Genomic DNA, 19,631 nt, shown 5'->3' on the forward strand with positions numbered 1-19,631 from the left:
GAAATTTACTCCTTAAGATTAATATATATTATTTTATTCAAAAATGTTTTATATGATAATTTATCATATAAAAAGATAAATAGAAAAGATGAAAGAGTTGAGATAGATGAAAGAGATTAGTTTATATATACATATTCCATTTTGTAAGCAGAAATGTTTTTATTGTGATTTTCCATCATATTCAGGAAAAGAAAGATTTAAGGAAGATTATGTGGATGCACTTATTGAGGAAATAGAAAAAAGAGCTAGAGGTTATATAATTAAAACTATTTTTATTGGAGGCGGAACACCATCATATTTAGAAGTAAATCAAATAGAAAAGCTATTATTAGCAATAAATAAGCTTAATCTTCATAAAGATATCGAATTTAGTATGGAATGTAATCCAGGAGTTTTATTTAAAGAAAAATTGATAGCTATGAAAAATGGTGGAGTTAATAGGATTAGTTTTGGATTACAATCTACAAAAGATTCGTTATTGAAGGAAGTTGGTCGTATTCATAGCTATGAGGAGTTTTTAGATAATTTTAAATTAGCAAGAGAGTTAGGATTTAAAAATATTAATGTAGATATAATGTATGGACTGCCTAATCAAACAGTTGAAGATTGGAAAGATACATTAGAAACTATATGCAGTATAAAGCCAGAGCACATATCTGCATATAGTTTAATAATTGAAGAGGGAACTGTTTTCTATAATTTATATGAAAAAGGATTGTTGAAGCTTCCTACTGAAGAAATGGAAAGAGAAATGGATAAATTAACAAAAGGTGTATTAAAAGATCATGGGTATCACCAATATGAAATATCCAATTATAGTTTAGATGGAAAAGAGTGTGAGCATAATAAGGTATACTGGCAGTTAAAAGACTATATAGGTTTAGGTACTGCAGCAAGTTCTTATATAGATGGTACAAGAATTAAAAATATTGATAATATTGAAGAATATATAAGTAAAATTAACTCTGGCATAGAAGTATATGAAGAGAAGTATATTAATTCTGAAGAAGATGAAATAGAAGAATTTATATTTATGGGATTAAGAATGAATAAAGGAATAAGTATTAAGGAATTCGAGGAAAGATTTAATATGTCAGTAGAGAGTATATATGAAAAAGTCTTAGAGAAAAATATAAAGAATGGTTTCTTAAAGAAAGAAAACGGTAGAATATACCTAACATCAATAGGGATGGACTTTTCTAATAATGTAATGGCAGAATTTATATTAGACAAATAAATGAAATGGTAGTAAATGAAAGAAAAATAAAGGAAATAAGAGATAAACTTGAAAAAATAAAAAGTTATAAAAAATATTCTGAAAATTTAACGTAATATGAAATTGACAAAAAAGCTAAAGAATAATATATTGTTAATGTAGTCATTAGCACTCGAACTTAATGAGTGCTAACAATAGGAGTGGTGTTATGGCTATTGATGAAAGAAAAATAAAAATATTACAAGCCATCATTAATGACTATATTATGACAGGTGAACCTGTTGGATCAAGAACGATAGCTAAGAAATATAACTTAGGAGTAGGATCTGCAACTATTAGAAATGAGATGGCGGATCTAGAAGAAATGGGTTACTTAGAGCAACCCCATACATCTTCAGGGAGAATACCTTCAAGTAAGGGATACAGACTATATGTAGATAGGTTAATGGAGAAGGCTCAGTTAAGTAAAGAGGAAGAATTAAAGATTAAAGAATATATAATTAATTCTGCTATGTACGAAGTAGATAAAATATTAAAAGAAGCCTGTGTATTACTTTCTGAACTTACAAATTTAACATGTATAGTGCAAACACCTTCAATGAAGAGAAGCTATATTAAATCTATTCAGCTTATAAAAATAGATGAATCAAATTTAATTTCAGTTATTGTTACAGATAGTGGAGTAATTAAAAATCATAGAATTAAAATTAGTAATATGCCACCTAGTGATAAATTAGCTAGAATTAATGATGTTTTAAATAGTAAATTGAAGAATTTGACGATTGAAGCAATTAATTTAGAAGTTATAAATGAAGTTAAAAAAGAACTAGCAGGATTTGATGATTTATTTAATGCTATACTTCCAGCTTTATATGAAAGTTTAAATAGCAGCGATAAAGAAGAATTAGTGGTAGAAGGAACTACAAATTTATTTAATTACCCTGAATATAATGATATTGAAAAAGCTAAAGAGATGATTCAACTTATAAGTAACAAGGATTGTGTAATAGAGTTGTTAGAGCCAGATGGTGATATAACTGTAAGAATTGGTGATGAAAACTATATTCCTGAAGCTAAAGAATGTTCTGTAATAACAGCAGAGTATACATTAGGAGGTAGAGCAATAGGAAGTATAGGACTGATAGGTCCTAGAAGAATTAATTATTCTAAGGTGCTTTCTATAATGGCTCAAGTGATGAAGGAATTAAATAAAAGTCTTAAAAATCAAAGTCTTGATTAATGATTGTTGAGGTGTAGTAATGGAAGAGAAAAGAGAGTTAGAACAAGATGAAGTTCTTGAAGAGGTTAAAGAAAAAGAAACTAATGAAGAGATAGTTGAAGAAGTAGAAGACACTACAGAAGAAGTAGTGGAAGAAAATAATGAAGAGGATACACTATCTATGGTAAGAAAGTTAAAAGATGAAAAAAAGAAACTTGATAATGAACTTAATACATTAAAAGATAGATTAATGAGACTATCGGCTGAGTATGATAACTTTAGAAAAAGAACAAGTAAAGAAAAAGAAGGTATTTATACAGATGCTTGTGTTGATGTATTAAAGGAATTAGTACCTGTTTTAGATAATCTTGAAAGAGCTATTGCTGTAGATGGTAGCGTTGAAGACCTTAAAAAAGGTATAGAAATGACTATAAAAGGATTCCAATCATCTTTAGAAAAATTAGGTGTTGAAGAAATAGATACTACTTCAGGATTTGATCCAAACTTTCATCAAGCAGTAATGCATGTTCAAGATGAAAATTTTGAAAAGAATTCAGTAGCAGAAGTATTCTTAAAAGGATATAAAAGAAATGACAAGATAATTAGATATACTATGGTAAAAGTAGCAAACTAATTTAATTTTATAAAAGTAAATAAGATTCTAAATTATAGATAGATTTCGAGGAGGAAATTATTATGGGAAAAATTATAGGTATTGATTTAGGTACAACAAATTCATGTGTAGCCGTTATGGAAGGTGGAGAACCAGTAGTTATTGCTAACTCTGAAGGTGCAAGAACTACTCCATCAGTAGTATCTTTCCAAGCAAACGGAGAAAGATTAGTAGGGCAAGTTGCTAAAAGACAAGCGATTACAAATCCTGATCATACAATAATCTCTATAAAGAGAGAAATGGGAACTGACCACAAAACTAAGATTGATGACAAAACTTATTCACCACAAGAAATATCAGCAATGATTCTTCAAAAAATCAAAGCAGATGCTGAAGCTTATTTAGGTGAAAAAGTAACTCAAGCAGTTATAACTGTTCCTGCATACTTTAATGATGCTCAAAGACAAGCGACTAAAGATGCTGGTAGAATAGCAGGATTAGAAGTTTTAAGAATAATAAACGAACCAACAGCTGCTTCATTAGCTTATGGTCTAGATAAGACTGACCACAGCGAAAAAATATTTGTATATGACCTTGGTGGAGGTACATTCGACGTATCTATCCTTGAATTAGGTGATGGAGTATTCGAAGTATTAGCAACAAATGGTGATACTAAGCTTGGTGGAGATGACTTCGATGAAAAGATAATGAACTACATCGCAGAAACTTTCAAAGCTGAAAATGGTATAGATTTAAGAAATGATAAGATGGCACTTCAAAGATTAAAAGAAGCTGCAGAAAAAGCTAAGATTGAATTATCATCTTCAATGCAAACAAACATCAACTTACCATTCATCACTGCTGATGCAACTGGTCCAAAGCACATAGACTTAAACTTAACTAGAGCAAAATTCAATGAATTAACTCATGACTTAGTTCAAAGATCTATTGAGCCAATGAAGAAAGCTTTAGCTGATGCGGGACTTTCAATGAGCCAAATAGATAAAGTAATATTAGTTGGTGGATCAACAAGAATACCAGCTGTTCAAGAAGCAGTTAAAAACTTCACTGGAAAAGAACCTTCAAAGGGAGTTAACCCAGATGAATGCGTTGCTGTAGGTGCAGCTATCCAAGCAGGTGTATTAACAGGAGAAGTTAAAGACGTATTATTATTAGACGTTACACCATTAACACTTGGAATTGAAACATTAGGTGGAGTTGCAACAGCATTAATAGAAAGAAATACAACTATTCCAACTAAGAAGAGTCAAGTATTCTCAACAGCTGCAGATGGTCAAACATCAGTTGAAATTCACGTAGTTCAAGGTGAAAGACAAATGGCTGCTGATAACAAGACTTTAGGTAGATTTACTCTATCAGGAATAGCTCCAGCTCCAAGAGGAATTCCACAAATCGAAGTTACATTTGATATAGATGCTAACGGTATAGTTAAGGTTTCAGCTATGGATAAAGGAACTGGAAAAGAAGCTAACATCACAATCACTGCTTCAACTAACCTTTCTGATGAAGAAGTAGAAAGAGCAGTAAAAGAAGCTGAAAAATTTGCTGAAGAAGATAAGAAGAGAAAAGAATCTATAGAAGTTAAGAATAATGCTGACCAATTAGCTTATCAAACAGAAAAACAATTAGAAGAATTAGGAGATAAGATTGCTGCTGATGATAAAGCTAAGATAACTGCTAAGTTAGATGCATTAAAAGCTGTTAAAGATGGAGAAGATTTAGAAGCTATCAAGAAAGCTACAGAAGAATTAACTCAAGAATTCTACGCTATATCTTCAAAGATGTACCAAGCTGCAGGAGCTCAAGGTGGAGCAGAAGGATTTGATCCAAACAATATGGGTGGAGCAAACCAAGGTTCAGCTCATCATGATGACAATGTAGTAGATGCAGACTTCGAAGTTAAAGACGATAAATAATAAATTATAGAGGGAAGACAAAGCCGTCTTCCCTTCTTTAAAGTTAAGATTGATAAGTTAAGAGTTAATGAGAAAACTTTAGTTAGAATTTTTTTATAAACTTTTAACTCTTAATCCTTAATTAAATAAAGTAGTTTACTATTTTGTTTATAAATGTTAATATTGCTTAAGTAATATAATGAAAAAAATAGGTGGTGGCATGATAGATGGCAAGTAAAGACTACTATGCTTCTCTTGGACTTGAAAAGGGAGCAAGTGATGATGAAATAAAAAGAGCCTTTAGAAAGCTAGCTATTAAATACCATCCTGATAAGAATCAAGGAAATAAGGAAGCAGAAGAAAAGTTTAAAGAAATAAATGAAGCATATCAAGTACTTTCTGATCCAGAGAAAAAGGCTAGATATGATCAATTTGGAACTGCTGACTTTGATGGAAGTGGATTTGGATCAGGTGGATTTGGTGGCTTTGACTTCTCAGATATGGGAGGCTTTGGAGATATATTTGAAAGCTTTTTTGGAGGCGGTGGTGGTTCATCAAGAAGAAGAAATGGACCAACTAAGGGTGCAGATATAGAATATACTTTAAATTTAACTTTTGAAGAAGCTATATTTGGAACTGAAAAAGAGATTACAATTACTAAAAATGAAAATTGTGAAGAGTGTCATGGAACAGGTGCTAAGGCTGGAAGTACACCAAAAACTTGTGATCAATGTGGAGGAAGTGGTCAAGTAAGAGTTCAAAGACAAACACCGCTTGGTAACTTCGTAAGTACTTCAACTTGTGATAGATGTGGTGGAAAAGGAACAATAGTTGATAATCCATGTCCAACATGTTCAGGAAAAGGTAAAGTAAGAAAGAGAAGAGTTATAAAGGTTAAGGTTCCAGCTGGGGTTGATACAGGAAATATAATTCCATTAAGAGGACAAGGTGAACATGGTAACAATGGTGGTCCTGCAGGTGATTTATATGTAAGAATAAATGTATCAGCATCAAAGCAGTTTGAAAGAAGAGGAAATGACATATATATAGATACTCATATCTCTATGAGTAAAGCAGCATTAGGTGTTGAAATAATTGTACCAACAGTAGATGGAGATGTAAAATATACAATTCCTGAAGGAACACAATCAGGAACTTTATTTAGATTAAAGGGTAAAGGTGTTCCGAGAGTTAATTCATCAGGTAGAGGAGATCAGTACGTAAGAGTAATAGTTGATATTCCTAAGAACTTAAACGAAAAGCAAAAGGATGCTTTAAAAGCATTTATGGAAGCTTGTGGTGAAAGTATAGATGGTGAAGTAAAGCACAAAAAAGGTTTTAAAGATTTATTTAGATAAAAAAAAGCTGCGAATTTGCAGCTTTTTTAATTGGATTAAATTTTGGGTAGATTTATTATGACAAAAAGGTATATACTAATAAAGTATTAAAAGTTAATATATTTTAAACTAGTGTTGAAGATATAAAACATAATATTAAATCTTATATAATTTTAATAGTATATTAAAATATATGATTAAAAGATGTGAGGTGTACAATGAAAGAATTAAAAGAAAAGTTATTATCTGAAATAGAGGACTTTAGAGAGTTAGGTCATAAGTTTTATGATGGGGAAGTCTCTATGATGGATTTTAAGCATGCTTCAGGTGGAATGGGAGTTTATGCTCATAAAGGTGGAAAGGAATTTATGATTAGGTTAAGAATTCCATCAGGAATAATTACTGTACCGCAATTAAATTTAATATATGACTGGGCAGTAAAGTATGGATTAGATAAATTACATTTTACTACTCGTCAAGCAATACAATATCATGGAATATCTATAGATTCAGTATGTGATTTAATGGAAGATGCATTAAAGGAAGATATATATACTCGTGGAGCAGGTGGTAACTTCCCAAGAAATGTTGCTTTATCACCGTTATCAGGAGTAGATAAAGAAGAAGCTTTTGATCCTACACCATATGCATTAGCTGTAGGAAATTATTTTATGGAAAGAATAACAACATATAAATTACCAAGAAAGCTTAAGGTATCATTTTCAAATAGCGAGAGAGATACTGCACACTGTACAATTCAAGATCTTGGGTTCTTAGCTGTTAATGAAAATGGCAAAAATCAATTTAGGGTATATTTAGGTGGTGGACTTGGAAGAAATCCGAGATTAGCTTTAATATATCCAGAGTTAATAAATCCAGACGAAGTTTTATACTATGTAGAAGGTATGGTTAATTTATTTAAGGCAGAAGGAAACTATGAAAATAAAGCAAAAGCTCGTGTAAGATATATGGTAGAGAAGTTAGGCGAAGAAAACTTCATTAATGAATATAGAAGATATGTAGAAGAAGCTAAAGAAAGAGGAGAATTAGATATAGATGTTACGCCTGTAGTATGCAATAAAGAGGGAATAGCTATAGATATAGAAGATGAAAGAATATATCCTCAAAAGCAAGAAGGATTATATAGCTTATATATTCATCCATTTGGTGGCCAAATAAAGATTGATGAGTTAAAGGCTATAAAGGATATAATTTCAGAGTTTGATGCAGTAGAGTTAAGATTATCAATGACAGAAGGAGTATATGTTAGAAATCTTAACGGAAATGAAGTAAAGAGACTTTTAGATGTTACTAAATCTATTGGTGGAAAAACTTCATTTGAATATAGTGTTTCTTGTATAGGGGTTCCGACTTGCCAATTAGGAATAGGAAATAGCCAAGAAACTTTAAATGAAATGTTAGATTATATAAAAGAAAAAGTAAATAGATTAGATTTACTACCAAGAGTTTATATATCTGGATGTGGAAATTCTTGTGGTGTCCATGAAATTGCTGAAATAGGACTAACAGGAAAGAAGAAGAGAGTAAATGATGTAGTTCAAGAAGCTTATGAATTACATGTTAATGGAAGCTTCTTAGCTAAAGAATGTAGATTAGGAAAAATTTATGGAGATATTTTAAAGAAAGATATCCCAGAATTTATATATAAACTTTCACTGGAATTAGAAGATAAAAATATGAATTTTTCAACTTATTTAGAAAAAAATGAAGAAAGCTTCAAAAAAATATTTGAAGAATTTAAGTGTTAAAATAATAACTAAATATTATATAAAATTAAAATTAAAAGGTTGCTTTGAATTATAGCAGCCTTTTAATATTGAAATAAATATAAATAGATGTATAATTAATCTATGATTTAAACAAAAGATTTGGAGTGAAGTTATATGAGAATGAGAAGAAAACCATGGGCTAGACCAGAGTTAGAAGCTTGTCACTTCTTTATACAGAAACCTAGTGAGTATAAAGGAAAATGGAAAGAATTCTTTAAGAATAATAATCCTATTTATTTAGAATTAGGTTGTGGAAAAGGAACGTTTATGGCTGTCCATGGATCTGAAAATCCAGATATAAACTATATTGCCGTAGATATAAAGGACGAGGTATTAGTATTAGCTAAAAGAAACATAGAAAAGGCATATGAAGAAAAGAATCATAAATTAAATAATGTTGCTTTAATGTCTCAGGAGATAGCTCTTATTGATGATATGCTAAGTGAAGATGATACAGTAGATAGAATATATATAAACTTCTGTAATCCTTGGCCAAAAGATAGGCACAAGAAGAGAAGATTAACTCACACTAGACAGTTAAACAAGTATAAGACTTTCTTAAAAAAAGAAGGTGAAATATGGTTTAAAACAGATGACGATGAGTTATTTGAAGAATCATTAGAGTACTTTAAAGAGTGTAATTTAGATATAAAATATATAACATATGATCTACACAATAGTGGATTTGAGGGAAATGTTGTTACAGAACATGAAGAAATGTTCACGAAACAAGGTATAAAAACAAAATTTTTAATTGCAGAATATAAATAGGCTAAATTTCTAAAAATAAAAAGACTGGATAATACAGTCTTTTTACTTTATATTTTTTTTAACAAACAATTATGGTAGGTATCCAATGTATATGTTTACTAGATAAAAGTGACAATAATGTAATGAAATTTTAAAGAAAATTTCATTGAATTTAAATTATAATAACTGTATACTTGTACGAGTGCTTTGAAAAGAAATAAGGAATAATGGTGATAAGATTATGATATTTTTTGTAACGATGATTGTATTTTCTCCTATTACTTCTATTATTCCAGGAATCTATGCAACGTATTTAATGTTTAAGAATAAAGGTAAAATAGAAAAAAACTATTTAAATATAGGTCTATTAGTGCTGTTTATTTGGTCTCTTATAGTGGCGATTATAAATGAAAGTGTATTATCATTTTTAGGATCAAGTATGTTGCTTATGTACTTTGCTATAGGATTTTTGGGACAGAGATATTTTATAAGTATAAGAAGAATTCATAAGACTTTTAAATATTCTATCTATCTAACTGCTTTAACGGCAATTAATGGAATAATAGAAAAGGGAGTATATTTTTATATTTTTAGAAAAACTGGAGAGTTTTCAAATCCATTCAATGATAGGGTTATTAGTGCTTATGGTAATCCTAATATGGCTGGGGCTTGGTTTGCAAGTGCTATATTTATAGCTTTATATTTAAGAGCAATAACAAGTGGAAAAAAACAAAAAAATATTTATACTCTATGCATTGCTATAATATTGATAGCACTTTTACTGACAGAATCATCAGGTGCTCTTGTAGCTTTTGTAGCGGCGTTTATTTGTTACTATGTTTTAAAGAGTTTAAAAGATAAGAGAAAGATGATAATTTTAGGATTAAGCATTTTTACTATTATATCAATGTTTTTAATATTAGAAAGTAAAGGTGATAGTAAAGCTGTTTTTAATGAGCTTAGAATTTCTTTTTCTTCGAGATATGATATATGGACTGGATCTTTAAAGATGATAGCTCAAAAGCCCTTAATGGGATGGGGGACGTTAGCTACATTAGAACATGGGAAAGAATTTTTCTATAACAATGGAAATAGTATACACTCACATAATATTTACTTAACATTTTGGGTATCTACGGGATTAATTGGATTATGTATGTATTTATATATAAAGCTAAAGATGTTTAAAGATTTATTTAAGCTTTATAAAACAAAAGAACCATTAGTACCATTATTAGTGGCGCTAAATGTGATTGTGATAGTTCAAGGGTTAGTTGATTGTTCGTTATATGCACCGCAGTTAGGAATATTATTTATGTCCACATGTGCGATTGTATTCAATTTATCACATGGAAAATTAAAAGTAGAAAATAAAAGAAAGAGAAAATATAAAGGAAATGTTATTAAGCTGGAAGCAAAAACAATTGTAATTTAATTAAAATGTAAAAAGGGCTGTTTATACGGCTCTTTTTAATATGGCTTTTAATAGAAATTAGATATAGACTTTATCTTTACATAAGTGTAGAATATAGAATTAGTCATAGGAAAAAATAAGAGAGGATGATATACATGGAAGGAACATGGATTGAAGTAAGAGTTATAACTACAAGTGAGGCTTTAGAGCCAGTATCAGGTATTTTTTATAGCTTAGACTGCAAAGGTGTTGCAATAGAGGATCCAAACGATATATTAGGAAGAGAGCAAGGACCATTAACTTGGGATTTTGCTGATATAAATATTTTAGAACATAAAGGAAATGCTGCTGTTGTTAAAGCGTATTTTTCAGAAGAAGATAATATAGAAGAAGTTCTTAAATACATAGATGAAAGACTTTCAGAATTAAAAGAAATGGGAATAAACCTTGGAGAAGGAAAGTTAGAATCAGAAAAGGTTCATGAAGAAGATTGGGCAAATAATTGGAAGAAATATTATAAGCCTTCTAAAGTTGGTGAGAAAATAGTTGTTAAGCCAATATGGGAAGAATACGAAGAAAAAGATGGTGAGTTAGTTGTCAATTTAGACCCAGGAATGGCTTTTGGAACAGGAACTCATGAAACTACTAGAATGTGCATACAATCATTAGAAAAGTATGTTAAAGAAGAAAGTGTTGTTTTTGATGTAGGGTGTGGATCAGGAATACTTGCTATAGCAGCGGCTAAGTTAGGAGCTAAAAAAGCTGTAGGGGTTGATTTAGATCCTGTTGCTGTAGAATCTTCTTTGGAAAATGTTCAATATAATAACTTAGATAATATAGAAATATTACACGGAAACTTAGTTGAAGTTATAGAAGGAAAAGCCGATGTAGTAGTTGCTAATATATTAGCTGAAATAATTTGTATTCTTACAGATGATGTTAAGAGAGTGTTAAAGCAAAATGGATATTTTATAACGTCTGGAATTATTCATGATAGAGTAGATATGGTAGTTGATAAGCTAGAAGCTTCAGGTTTTGAAGTAATAGAGAAAAATAGAGATGGAGAATGGAACTGTATAGTTGCAAAATTAAAATAGTCTTTAAAGGTGAAAAGTATGCATAAATTTTTTACGGCAAAAGAATTAATAAATGAAAATGTAGGAAAAATAATAGGTGATGATGTTAAGCATATAATGAAGGTGTTAAGATTAACATCAGGTGAGGAAGTAGTTTTAAATAATTGTGAAGGCACAGAATATTTAGCTACAATAAATAGTGTTAATAAGCAAGAAGTAACATTAAATATAATTAAAACTATAGAAGGAAGTAATGAAAGTGATATAAAGATAACTCTTTATCAAGGACTTCCTAAAAGTCAAAAGATGGATCTTATAGTTCAAAAGGGTACTGAACTTGGAGTTTACGAGTTTAAGCCAGTAATAACTTCAAGAGTTGATGTAAAACTAAAAGGTGAATTTAAGAAGTTAGATAGATTAAATAGAATATCTCTTGAAGCAGCGAAGCAAAGCAAAAGAAGTATTGTTCCTAAGGTTTTAGAACCAATGGATTTTAATGATGTTTTAGAAGAGATAGATACATTAGATTTAATGTTAGTACCTTATGAAAATGCAGAAGGGTTTGGTATAAAGACTCTAATAAACAATTTAAGAAAAGATAATATAAATTTAAGAGATATAAAAACTGTAGGAATATTAGTTGGTCCTGAAGGCGGATTTGAAGAGGAAGAAATTGTTAAACTAAAAGATAAAGGTGCTCATATAATAACTTTAGGTAAGAGAATTTTAAGAACAGAGACAGCTGGATTTGTAGCAGCATCTTTAATTCAATATGAGCTTAGTGATTTAGGAGGAGTAATTTAATGAAAGTTGCGTTTGCTACATTAGGTTGCAGAGTTAATCAATATGAATCAGAAGCAATGGCAGAAAAGTTTATAAGAGAAGGTTATGAAGTGGTAGACTTTGATCAGTTTTCTGATGTTTATGTAATAAATACTTGTACTGTAACCAACATGGGAGATAAAAAATCAAGACAGATAATAAGTAGAGCAAGAAGAACTAATCCAGAAGCAATAATAGCAGCAGTTGGATGTTATTCACAAATGTCACCAAAAGAAGTTTCTGAAATTCCAGGAGTGGATGTAGTTTTAGGAACTAGAAATAAAGGTGATGTAGTTTACTATGTAAACAAAGCTAAAGATGAAGGAAAATCTCAGGTACACGTGCAAGGTGTCCTTCAAAACAAAGTTTTTGAAGATTTAAAAATAGAAGATTATCAAGATAAAACTAGAGCATTTTTAAAGATACAAGATGGATGTAATAGATTTTGTACATATTGCACTATTCCATATGCAAGAGGTTCAGTATGTTCAAAAGATCCAAACAAGGTACTTTCTGAAGTAAGGGAGCTTGCTAAAAATGGATTCAAAGAAGTTATACTTTCTGGAATACATACAGCATCTTACGGATTAGATTTAGAAGGTAATGTAAATTTAATTTCAATAATTGAAGAAATTGAAAAAATTGATGGGATAGAAAGAATTAGAATAGGCTCGATAGAACCTGCATTCTTCACTCCAGAAGTTATAGAAAAAATAAAAAGCTTTAAGAAGCTTTGTCCTCACTTCCATCTTTCTCTTCAAAGTGGTTGTGATGCTACATTAAAAAGAATGAATAGAAGATATACTGCAAAAGAATATGAGGATTCAGTAAATCTTTTAAGAGAAACACTTCCAGATGTGTCAATATCAACAGATGTAATAGTTGGTTTTCCAGGAGAGACAGAAGAAGAGTTCAATGAAACTTACGAATTCTTAAAGAGAATAAAGCTTACAAAAACTCATATCTTTAAGTATAGCCCAAGAAAAGGAACTAAGGCTGCTGATATGCCAAACCAAATTGATGGGAAAGTTAAAGATGAGAGAAGCAAAAAACTTATAGAGTTAAATGACATAAATGAAAAAGCTTTTACTGAGAAGTTTATAGATAGAGAAATGGATGTTTTATTTGAACAGCAAGTAAAAGGAAAAGAAGATGTATATGAAGGGTATACAAGAAATTATATAAAAGTTGAAGTTCATTGCATGGCAGCTAATATTACTGGTAGAATAGTAGATGTTAAGCTAGAAAAAGCAGAAAAAGATTATGCAATAGCAGAAATGGTTTAAGATAGTGACAAGTGATAGGTTTACAAGAAAGCTTACAAAGTTAGGTTAAAATAAAAATACGTTAATTATTATTTAGAAGATTTCTTTAATAGATTTTTAATAAATTTCATATTTTTTATGTATAACTTATCATTTGTTATTTATAACTAATAAAAGGAGGTGAATTTATGGAGGATTGTATTTTTTGTAAAATAATAAAAGGTGAAATTTCATCTAAGAAAATATATGAAGATGATAAGGTTTTAGCTTTTTATGATATAAGTCCAGAAGCACCAGTTCATTTTTTAGTAATTCCGAAGGAGCATATAGTAAGTGCAAATGAAATAAATGAAAAAAATTGTGAAATTGTTGCACATATTTTCCTTGTAATTAATAAAATAACAAGAGAGCTTGGAATTGATAAGAGTGGCTATAGAATAGTAAATAACTGTGGTGAAGATGGAGGTCAAACAGTAGGACATATGCATTTCCATATTCTTGCTGGAAGAGGATTGCAATGGCCACCAGGCTAGAAAAGTTATTTATTATTGACAGTTTAAGTCTAAATATTATATAATATAGCGTGTGTTATTAAGCCCGTAGCTGAGTTAAAAATTAATTTGAGCTAGCGGAGGGAGGGATAATAGATGTCAGAAATTAAAGTTGGAGAAAATGAAACACTAGAAAGTGCTTTAAAAAGATTTAAGAGAAAGTGCGCTAGAGCTGGAGTTCTTTCAGAAGTAAGAAAGAGAGAACACTACGAAAAGCCAAGCGTAAAGAGAAAGAAAAAATCTGAAGCTGCAAGAAAGAGAAAGTTTAAGTAGTATTCATTTGTAATGTTATTAATTAGATAATAACTATATGAATTAAATAACTATATCAAGAATATAGTTGTGAAAAATCTGCTATGTTATTAATGAAATGAAAATAGTAATACCAGGTTGTTTTTTATAGATTTCTAGGTTTTAGCAAAAATAAAAGGTATTTATTGAATTTAATTTGATAACTGAATTATAAAAGATTTATAATATTTAAATCTTTATAAGTTACCTTCCTCAGCAATTAAATAAATAGAATTTATAAATTGTATAAACACAGCTACAGATAAAGGGATAATCACATTAAAAATATAGGTTAACTTATTTTATCAGTTATGCCAATTATTTTAATGCAAAGTAGATTTGAAGACTTATAAGTTAGAAATTATAACTATTAAGATAATGAAAAAGAACTCAATGTAAATTGAGTTCTTTTTTTATTATTTTGTGATTTTATTCCTTACTTTATCATAAAGTACATTGAGAGACTTTAATTAGGAGGAAATAAAATGGGGGAAAAGTTAAATAAAAAAAGAACTATACTAATTGAAAAGTTAGATCTTCCAAAAGATGTTGTATTAGATGTACCCAAGATAATAGTTATAGGTAAAGAAGAAGTTACTATAGAAAATCATAAAGGTATATTAACTTTTAATGAAGATGAGATAAGGGTAAATAGTAAGTTAGGGCCAATATCTATAAAAGGAGAAGGTTTTGAAATATTATATATAGCAACATCAACAATAACTATTAGTGGAAAGTTTGCTTCAATATCTTATGAGGAGTGATTGGTATGGGGATGAATAATATTAGAGCAGGGAGAATAACGGTAGAGATAAAACTTCTAAATCCTGATAGGATTTTGAACATATTTTGGAATAGAAATATAAACATATATAAAATAAATAAGAAAAATATTTCTACTATAAGATTAGATATAGATTATATTAATTATGAAGAAGTTTGTGAAGTTATACAAACTCTTGGTGGCAAAATTAGTATAGTAAAAAGAAGGGGATTCATATTTTGGCTTAGAAATATGAGAGGTAAAATTTCTTTAGTGGTTGGGTTGATGTTATTTTTAGTGGTAATATTTTTATTATCTAATTATGTTTGGGCAATAGATATAAATGTACAAGAAAATATATCACCATTTGAAATAAGACAGCAACTAAAAGAAATAGGGATAAAGCCAGGAATGGCCAAAAGTGATATAGTTGTTGAAGATATAGAAAAGAAGTTGGAAAATGCCAATAGTGAGATACTTTGGCTTAGAGTAAGAGTAGAGGGATCTACTTTGAATGTAACCATAGAAGAAAAAATAAATCCTCCTACAGAATGGAATGGGCAATATGGAAATCTAGTTGCTACTGAGGATGGAGAAGTAGTTAAGGTATATACCTATGCTGGAAGATCAGCAGTTAAACAGGAACAAATGGTTAAAAAGGGAGATGTATTAATAGAAGGCATAGATGGTAAAGAAGGGCAAGAATATATTATTGCACCTAGGGGGATTGTTATAGCTAATACTTTTTATGAAAAAACAATGCAGTTAAAATTAACTGGCACAAAGCTTGAAAGAAGTGGAGAAAGAGAAACAGAATATTACATTAGTATATTTGGAAAAAAAATATATTTAAAGAAGGCTATAAAAGACTTTAAAGAGTATGATAGAATAGAAAAGAGTGGAAAAATATTTAATGAAGTGGTATATTATGAGAGAATAGAAAAAGAAGTAGATATTACTGAAGAAGAAGCCGAAAAAATAGCTATAGAAAGTTTAGAAGAATCATTGAAAAAAGACCTTACTAGAGATTCTAAAGTAGTAGATAAGATTGTAAAGAAGCAACTAGATAGTGATGGGAATTTAACTATAAAAGTAGTTTTTGTAGTAGAAAAAAATATAGTGAACGATATTCCTGTACAATATTAACATATAATGGGATGAGAAGGTGAGCACATGAAAAAGTTGGATGAAAAAGGTTTTGGAGATTCTAAGGAAAAATGGCGCAGAAGTTTTTTGTTTACTATGGTTTTTATAATAACTTATTTTATAATGCTTACAGCTGTTGCTCCAAATAAATATGATTTGAAGGCTGGAGATATAGCGGAAGTAGATATAAAAGCACCGAGAGACATAATTAATCAAGAGGCGACTAAAGCTAAAGAAAATGAGATAATAGAAGGTGTTGAGAAGGTATATTCATTAAAAGGTGAAGTAAAAATTGAAGCGAGTAAAAATGTAACAACATTTTTTACTAAATTAATAAATTTAAAAAGTAGTGAAGCATCTGAAAAAGAAAAGATAGAAACTTTGAAAAAATTAGATAGTTTTACGTTAACTGATAATAATTATAAGACATTATTATCGATAACTAATGAAAAAGCTACAGAGATGCAATGGATATTATTGAGTGCTTTAGAAAAGGTTTATGAAAATAATATTAAAGATGAAAATGATGAAGATATAGAGGCAAAAACTATTGATGATGCTAAAAATATTGCTAATGATATAATAGATGTATCAGAGTTAGATGAAAACTTGAAGAATATATTAAAAGACATGGCGTATTCTCAAATAAAACCTAACTGGGTATTCGATAAAGATAAAACTGATGAAAAAATTACTGAAGCTCTAAAATTAGCACCAAAAGAGTATATCAAAAAAAATCAAATAGTTGTAAAAGAGGGAGAGCCAATAACTCAATCTCAAATTGAAATATTAACAGAACTTGGTATTTTAGGCGATGGAGTAGATAAAGGATACTTATTCATTTATATAGTTTTAGCTGTACTCGTATTATTAACATTAGAACTTCAATATCTATATATGAAGAAGGAAAGATTAAGCCTTTTATTAAATACTAAAGTAGTATTTATGATTGTTATTTTAAATATAGTATCTATAATTATGGCGAGGTCATTAAATTTTGTTTCACCTTTTGTAATTCCAATAGGATGTACTGCTTTAATTATGACTTTATTATTAGATTATAAGCTATCAGTTGTATTAAATACATTGAACTTAGTTTTCATAGCAATTATTACAGGTTTTAATCCACAAGTGATTATTTTAGGGATAGTTAATATAATAGTTGCTTGCACATCGATAAAAAAGGTGAATGGTAGAAATGAAGTTTTACAAGCGACTTTATATATGGTTATAGCTTCTGCAATAGTTACATTAGCTACAGGGTTATTAGTATCAAATAATTTTAAGATGATTGTGTCTGAAGTTACTTTTTCTATTTTAGGTGCATTATTATCGGGTATATTTGCCATAGGCTTTACACCTTTTCTAGAGAGTGCTTTTAAGATAGTCACTAATATGAAATTGCTTGAGTTATCAAATCCAAATAGTCCATTATTAAAAAGGTTGTTAATGGAAGCTCCAGGGACTTATAATCATAGCTTAATGGTTGCAAATTTAGCTGAGGTAGCAGCAGAGGCTGTTGATGCAAATCCTATCTTAGCGAGAATTGGATCGTATTATCATGATGTTGGTAAGCTTAAGAGGCCTATATTCTTTGGAGAAAATCTTATGGGAAGAGAAAATCCGCATAATAGAATAAAGCCAACTTTGAGTACTCAAATTATTATTTCTCATGCTAAAGACGGATTGGAATTAGCAAAAGAGTATAAATTACCAGAAGTTATTCAAGATATAATTATACAGCATCATGGTACAACGCTAGTTAAGTATTTTTATTATACTTTAAAGAATTCCTCTGATAATCCTGATGAAATAAAAGAAGAAGACTTTAGATATAGTGGACCAATTCCATCAACTAAAGAAGCAGCAATAATAATGTTAGCTGATAGTGTTGAGGCTGCTGTTAGATCGATTCCTATGCCTACTAAAGAGAAAATTGAGGAAATGGTCAATAATATCTTTAAAGATAAATTACAATCAGATCAATTAATAGATTCTGATTTAACTTTAAGAGATATAGAAAATATAAAGAAATGTTTCTTGAAAGTTTTAATTGGTGTTTATCATCAAAGGGTAGAATATCCAAAAGAAAAATAATAATATATTCGGGGAGGTTTTTACCTTCCCATTTTATTAAAATAAATTTTGAATTAAAGGAGAAAAATATGTTATATACAGATAATAGACAAAATCAAATAGAGGTTACAGAAGAATTTATAAGGGAACTAGAAGAGGTTTGTATTTATGCTTTAGAAAAAGAGGAGGTAAAACAAAAGTGTCAAATCTCATTATTATTTGTGAACAACGAAGAGATTAGAGAAATTAACAAAGAAACTAGAAATATAGATAAAGCTACAGATGTATTATCTTTTCCTATGCTAGATTATCCAAAAGGCAAATTTTTTAAGGACGTATATAAAGATAAGAAGTTTGATGTTATGTATATGGATGGAGATGAGTTAGTTTTAGGTGATATGGTATTGTCGTTAGAGAGAGCTATGGAACAAAGTATAGAATATAATCACTCATTTAAAAGAGAAGTATGCTATTTAGTTGTACACTCTATATTACATCTACTTGGTTATGATCATATGGAAGAAGATGAAAAGAAGATAATGAGAACTAGAGAAGAGGAAATATTAAATGGGTTAGATATAAAGAGATAATTAAAAGGGTGAGAATTATGGGAGTGAGAAAGTTGTTGGAGAGTTTTAATCATGCTATAAATGGTATAATTTATGCTATAAGAACTCAAAGAAATATGAAGATACACACTATTGGAGCGGTTATAGTTTTATTAGCATGTTTTTTTGTTGATTTATCAAAAGTGGAATTTTTAATTTTAGCTTTAACTATAACAAGTGTATTTATGGCTGAGATGATAAATACAGCTATTGAAGCAGCTATAGATTTAAATACTAATTATTATCATCCATTAGCAAAAGTTGCGAAAAACACTGCAGCAGGGGCAGTGTTGATAACTGCTATAAATGCAGTCTTAGTTGGATATATTATATTTTGGGATAAATTCGAAGAAATATCTTATGGAGTTATTCATAAAATGAAAAATTCAGAACCATATATGATATTTATTGCTCTTGTAATAGTTAGTTTAGCAACTGTTATAATAAAAGCTATATATGGAGAAGGAACTCCTTTAAAAGGAGGAATGCCAAGTGGGCATAGTGCTTTAGCATTTTCTTTATCAACTGCTATTTCATTAATTACAGAAGAACCAATATGTATAATATTAGCTTACTTAATGGCTTTTATAACAGCTCAAAGTAGAGTTGACTCAGAAGTGCATACAGTTTTTGAGGTTATTGTAGGAGCACTTTTGGGTGTTTTATTAACGCTTTTTATATTCACTATATTTAAACTATAAGTGAGTCTCTAAATCTTTGATTTAGACATAATAGTTAGTTCATTAATTCAGTTATGGAAATAAAAAATATTTAAAAA

At 29.4% G+C, this 19,631-nt stretch carries 18 protein-coding genes; all 18 read left to right on the top strand.

The features are described 5' to 3' along the window. Nucleotides 1-106 precede the first annotated feature (106 nt). Nucleotides 107-1,237, top strand: coding sequence for a radical SAM family heme chaperone HemW (hemW, locus tag LQE93_RS11885; RefSeq protein WP_055267409.1), 1,131 nt, complete (start codon nucleotides 107-109; stop codon nucleotides 1,235-1,237). A 187-nt stretch (nucleotides 1,238-1,424) separates the two neighbouring features. Continuing rightward, on the top strand, nucleotides 1,425-2,456 hold the full coding sequence (gene hrcA, locus LQE93_RS11890) for a heat-inducible transcriptional repressor HrcA (protein ID WP_055267411.1): 1,032 nt from the start codon (nucleotides 1,425-1,427) through the stop codon (nucleotides 2,454-2,456). 19 nt (nucleotides 2,457-2,475) lie between these two features. After that, nucleotides 2,476-3,069, top strand: coding sequence for a nucleotide exchange factor GrpE (gene grpE / locus LQE93_RS11895; RefSeq protein ID WP_055267413.1), 594 nt, complete (start codon nucleotides 2,476-2,478; stop codon nucleotides 3,067-3,069). A gap of 62 nt (nucleotides 3,070-3,131) precedes the next feature. Next, nucleotides 3,132-4,985, top strand: a complete 1,854-nt coding sequence (gene dnaK / locus LQE93_RS11900) for a molecular chaperone DnaK (RefSeq protein ID WP_055267415.1) — start codon at nucleotides 3,132-3,134, stop codon at nucleotides 4,983-4,985. 206 nt (nucleotides 4,986-5,191) lie between these two features. Continuing rightward, entirely contained in the window at nucleotides 5,192-6,322 is a 1,131-nt protein-coding gene (dnaJ, locus tag LQE93_RS11905; RefSeq protein ID WP_055267417.1) for a molecular chaperone DnaJ, read from the top strand. Nucleotides 6,323-6,519: 197 nt separating this feature from the next. Continuing rightward, complete coding sequence (locus LQE93_RS11910; protein WP_055267419.1) at nucleotides 6,520-8,070, top strand: nitrite/sulfite reductase; 1,551 nt, start codon at nucleotides 6,520-6,522, stop codon at nucleotides 8,068-8,070. 135 nt (nucleotides 8,071-8,205) lie between these two features. Continuing rightward, on the top strand, nucleotides 8,206-8,862 hold the full coding sequence (gene trmB, locus LQE93_RS11915) for a tRNA (guanosine(46)-N7)-methyltransferase TrmB (protein ID WP_055267421.1): 657 nt from the start codon (nucleotides 8,206-8,208) through the stop codon (nucleotides 8,860-8,862). 220 nt (nucleotides 8,863-9,082) lie between these two features. Then, on the top strand, nucleotides 9,083-10,276 hold the full coding sequence (locus tag LQE93_RS11920; RefSeq protein WP_055267423.1) for an O-antigen ligase family protein: 1,194 nt from the start codon (nucleotides 9,083-9,085) through the stop codon (nucleotides 10,274-10,276). Between the two features lie 134 nt (nucleotides 10,277-10,410). Continuing rightward, on the top strand, nucleotides 10,411-11,352 hold the full coding sequence (gene prmA, locus LQE93_RS11925; RefSeq protein ID WP_055267425.1) for a 50S ribosomal protein L11 methyltransferase: 942 nt from the start codon (nucleotides 10,411-10,413) through the stop codon (nucleotides 11,350-11,352). 18 nt (nucleotides 11,353-11,370) lie between these two features. Next, on the top strand, nucleotides 11,371-12,135 hold the full coding sequence (locus LQE93_RS11930) for an RsmE family RNA methyltransferase (RefSeq protein ID WP_055267427.1): 765 nt from the start codon (nucleotides 11,371-11,373) through the stop codon (nucleotides 12,133-12,135). Beyond that, nucleotides 12,135-13,439 carry a tRNA (N(6)-L-threonylcarbamoyladenosine(37)-C(2))-methylthiotransferase MtaB gene (mtaB, locus tag LQE93_RS11935; RefSeq protein ID WP_186838085.1) on the top strand — a complete coding sequence of 435 codons (1,305 nt, stop codon included), beginning with the start codon at nucleotides 12,135-12,137 and terminating at the stop codon, nucleotides 13,437-13,439. Before LQE93_RS11930 ends, mtaB begins: the two co-directional genes overlap by 1 nt. Before the next feature lie 167 nt (nucleotides 13,440-13,606). After that, a complete protein-coding gene (locus LQE93_RS11940; protein ID WP_055267430.1) occupies nucleotides 13,607-13,951 on the top strand; it encodes a histidine triad nucleotide-binding protein in 345 nt (114 codons plus the stop codon). Between the two features lie 114 nt (nucleotides 13,952-14,065). Beyond that, nucleotides 14,066-14,242: a 30S ribosomal protein S21 gene (rpsU, locus tag LQE93_RS11945; RefSeq protein WP_055267432.1), complete on the top strand. Its 177-nt coding sequence runs from the start codon at nucleotides 14,066-14,068 to the stop codon at nucleotides 14,240-14,242. Between the two features lie 503 nt (nucleotides 14,243-14,745). Further along, nucleotides 14,746-15,024, top strand: coding sequence for a sporulation protein YqfC (gene yqfC / locus LQE93_RS11950; protein WP_055267434.1), 279 nt, complete (start codon nucleotides 14,746-14,748; stop codon nucleotides 15,022-15,024). Between the two features lie 5 nt (nucleotides 15,025-15,029). Beyond that, complete coding sequence (gene yqfD, locus LQE93_RS11955) at nucleotides 15,030-16,169, top strand: sporulation protein YqfD (protein ID WP_231073820.1); 1,140 nt, start codon at nucleotides 15,030-15,032, stop codon at nucleotides 16,167-16,169. Nucleotides 16,170-16,196: 27 nt separating this feature from the next. After that, on the top strand, nucleotides 16,197-18,266 hold the full coding sequence (locus LQE93_RS11960; RefSeq protein WP_231073822.1) for an HD family phosphohydrolase: 2,070 nt from the start codon (nucleotides 16,197-16,199) through the stop codon (nucleotides 18,264-18,266). Between the two features lie 68 nt (nucleotides 18,267-18,334). Beyond that, complete coding sequence (gene ybeY / locus LQE93_RS11965) at nucleotides 18,335-18,835, top strand: rRNA maturation RNase YbeY (RefSeq protein ID WP_055267440.1); 501 nt, start codon at nucleotides 18,335-18,337, stop codon at nucleotides 18,833-18,835. 17 nt (nucleotides 18,836-18,852) lie between these two features. Further along, nucleotides 18,853-19,554, top strand: a complete 702-nt coding sequence (locus LQE93_RS11970; protein WP_231073824.1) for a diacylglycerol kinase — start codon at nucleotides 18,853-18,855, stop codon at nucleotides 19,552-19,554. Nucleotides 19,555-19,631: the final 77 nt, after the last annotated feature.

The sequence above is a fragment of the Clostridium sp. NSJ-145 genome, from assembly GCF_021044725.1.
Classification (GTDB): domain Bacteria; phylum Bacillota; class Clostridia; order Clostridiales; family Clostridiaceae; genus Clostridium; species Clostridium disporicum_B.